We start from the raw sequence: 3,018 nt of genomic DNA, 5'->3' as shown, positions 1-3,018 counted from the left end.
TACGGCGCGCCACATGCGCGTAAGGCGCATGCTTTTTTGCGGCATCTTTTTAGAGCCTCGTATCGCCGCTTATCACCAGTGGCACAGACGCGGTGCAAGGAGAGCACGCATCTCACCCGACGGCCCACGCGTTACAGCGCAGGCGGGCGAACTGGAGACCCCCGAGGCCGGTCCGTTAAACCATGACGCGGCGATCCGGGCCTATCGGGAATTTTGCTTCCGAGACATCCCTTCCGTACCGCGCCACCTCGGGCGCCGCACCCCGTCCCGCCATCACGAACGTCTCATGAAAACGCCCCTTCAACGGACGAGGTGATCGCATTGTACTTGAGGTTTTGAGGCCGGGCATAAGACGGGGATAGGCACCCCTCTTTTGCGTCACCCCCGGGCTTGTCCCGGGGGTCCAATTGAGCTTCTCCACTTGCCGCTCCGCTCTATTGGATGCCCGGCACAAGGCCGGGCATGACGAAGGAGAGTGGGCGCCTGCGCGGGGACGAGCGGGCGAGAGCGGGAACAGGCGTCGCCGCTGGGCGTCACCCCGGCGAAAGCCGGGGTCCAGTCTTCGTTTCGCTTCGCGCACTGGATACCGGCTTACGCCGGTATGACGAGGATTGGCGCAACCGCTGAGCTAGCCGGCGATCTTGGAGAAGTCGGCGACCGTCTGGGTGGTGGCGCGGATGCGGTTCAAGAGCCGCAAGCGGTTCTCGCGCAGCTTCGGATCTTCGGCGTTGACCGTCACCGAATCGAAGAAGGCATCGACGGGCTCGCGCAAGAGCGCCATGGCGCCCATGGCCGCTTCGAAATCCTCATTCTCGACGGCGGACGCCGCGGCCTTCTCGACCTCGTCGACAGCTTTGGCGAGCGCCTTCTCTTGCGATTGCTCCAGAAGCGCAGGATCAGGCGCTTGATCGTATGAGCGGCCGTCCTTCTTCTCCTCGATGCGGAGGATGTTCATGGCGCGTTTGGCGCCGGCCAAAAGATTTGCGCCGTCGTCCGTTTCGAGGAAGCGGCCAAGCGCCTCGACACGGGCGACGATCATCAGGAGATCGTCACCGCCGAGCGCGAACACGGCGTCGACCAGATCATGCCGGGCGCCCTGATCGCGCAAATAGACTTTGAGGCGGTCGGCGAAGAAGTCGAGCAGGCTCTGTGCGATCTCCCTCCACTCTATCGTCATCACCGGGCTTGTCCCGGTGATCCACGTCTTTCTTCTTGGCCAATCGTGGATGGCCGGGCCAAGCCCGGCCATGACGAGGTGTGAGTGAAATTGCTGCCGCAAGGGCAGCCTGACCCCGTTCTCCAGCACGATGCGGATGACGCCGAGAGCGGCGCGGCGAAGTGCGTAGGGGTCTTTCGAGCCGGTCGGCTTCTCGTCGATGGCCCAGAAGCCCACAAGCGTGTCTAGCTTGTCGGCCAGCGCCACGGCGATGGCGATGGGCGCGCGGGGCACGTCGTCGTTGGGACCGACCGGTTTGTAATGGGCGGCGATGGCGTCGGCGACGGCGGGGTTCTCTTTCTGATCCAGCGCGTAGTAGCGGCCCATCACGCCTTGCAGCTCGGGAAACTCGCCGACCATGTCGCTGACCAGATCGGACTTGGCGAGAATGGCGGCGCGCTCGGCGAGATCGGGATCGGCGCCGACCAAGGGCGCGATCTCGCGCGCCAGATGGAAGATGCGCTGCACGCGCTCATATTGGTTGCCGAGCTTCTCGTGGAAGGTGATCTCCTTAAGCTTGGGCACCCAATCTTCCAGCGAGCCCTTGCGGTCCTGGTCGTAGAAGAACTTGGCGTCGGCGAGACGCGCGGCGATGACGCGCTCATTGCCTTGGGTGATGGCCCGGCCGCGATCCTCCGCCTTCAGATTAGCGACCAGCATGAAGCGGTTGGCGAGCGCATCGCCCTTTTTCAGAGAAAAGCATTTCTGATGCGCCTTCATCGACGTGGCGAGCACTTCCGGCGGCACGCTCAAGAAATCCTCGTCGAAGGCGCCGATCAGCGGCACGGGCCATTCGGTGAGGCCGGCATTCTCGGCGAGCAGCGCCTCGTCATCGACCAGCGTCAGCCCTTCCTTCTCGGCGAGCTTGTGTGCACCTTTTGAGATCGTCGCGGCGCGCTCGTCCGAATCGAGAATGACGAAGGCGTCTTTCAGCTTCGCCGCATAATCCTTGAAGCTCTTCACGGCGAAGGGCTTGGGCGCCATGAAGCGGTGGCCGCGCGTCTTGTTGCTGCTTTCGATGCCGTCGATGTCGAACGCCACCACCTTGCCGTCGAGAATGCAGAGCACGGAATGGAGCGGCCGAACCCACTTGAGCCATTCTTCGACAACAATATAGTCCCCTTCTTCAGTGACCAAATAATCACCCTCTTCGGTCACCAGTCGGCTCACGTGTTTTTCGCCCCAGCGCATGGACTTGGGCCATGGAAAGTTCTTAACGATCTCGGGTACGATCTCGGCCACTACCGCATCAGTGGTGCGTCCAACCTTTTTGACCCTGGCAAAATAATAGTCGTGCTTCTTGATCTGCCGGATTTCCAGTTGGTCCACACCGGTTAACCCCACGGACTTCAGGAAGCCCTCAATGGCCATGGAAGGCGAGTCGACTTTCGGCCCCTTACGTTCCTCCTCCCTGTCGGGGCAGCGCTTCGGCAAACCGTCGACGACCGCGGTGAGCCTGCGCGGCGTGGCGAAGGTCTTGATCTCGGAAAATTCGAGACCGGCGACTTTCAGTTTGTCGGCGAGCAGACGCGCAAGGTCCTCGCGCGCTCTGGCTTGCATGCGGGCCGGGATTTCTTCGGAGAAGAGTTCGAGCAGGAGTTCGGCCATCGCTCAATCCCTCCCCGCAGGCGCGAGGTCTTGACCGAAACCGATGTCGTGCTCGTCAAGATCCTGGATGCCGAACTCAAGAACACCGTAAGGCTTTTCGCCGAGCATAGTCAATGTGGGCGCCGCGCTCCTTCAGCTCCTCGTACATGGCGCGCGCATCGTCGACCCAGAAATAGGCGTTCCACATCTGGTTC

1 protein-coding gene is annotated in these 3,018 nt (G+C 62.1%); it reads right to left on the bottom strand.

Translation table 11 applies throughout. The features are described 5' to 3' along the window. Positions 1-628 precede the first annotated feature (628 nt). Positions 629-2,824 (bottom strand): glycine--tRNA ligase subunit beta, encoded by a 2,196-nt coding sequence (gene glyS, locus AUC71_RS09085; protein ID WP_069624010.1) that lies wholly within the window; start codon positions 2,822-2,824, stop codon positions 629-631. Between the last annotated feature and the right edge of the window lie 194 nt (positions 2,825-3,018).

The organism is Methyloceanibacter marginalis (assembly GCF_001723295.1).
In the GTDB taxonomy this organism is placed as follows: Bacteria; Pseudomonadota; Alphaproteobacteria; order Rhizobiales; family Methyloligellaceae; genus Methyloceanibacter; species Methyloceanibacter marginalis.
Note: the sequence above shows the minus strand (reverse complement) of the source record. Positions and strands in the feature narration are given on the sequence as shown.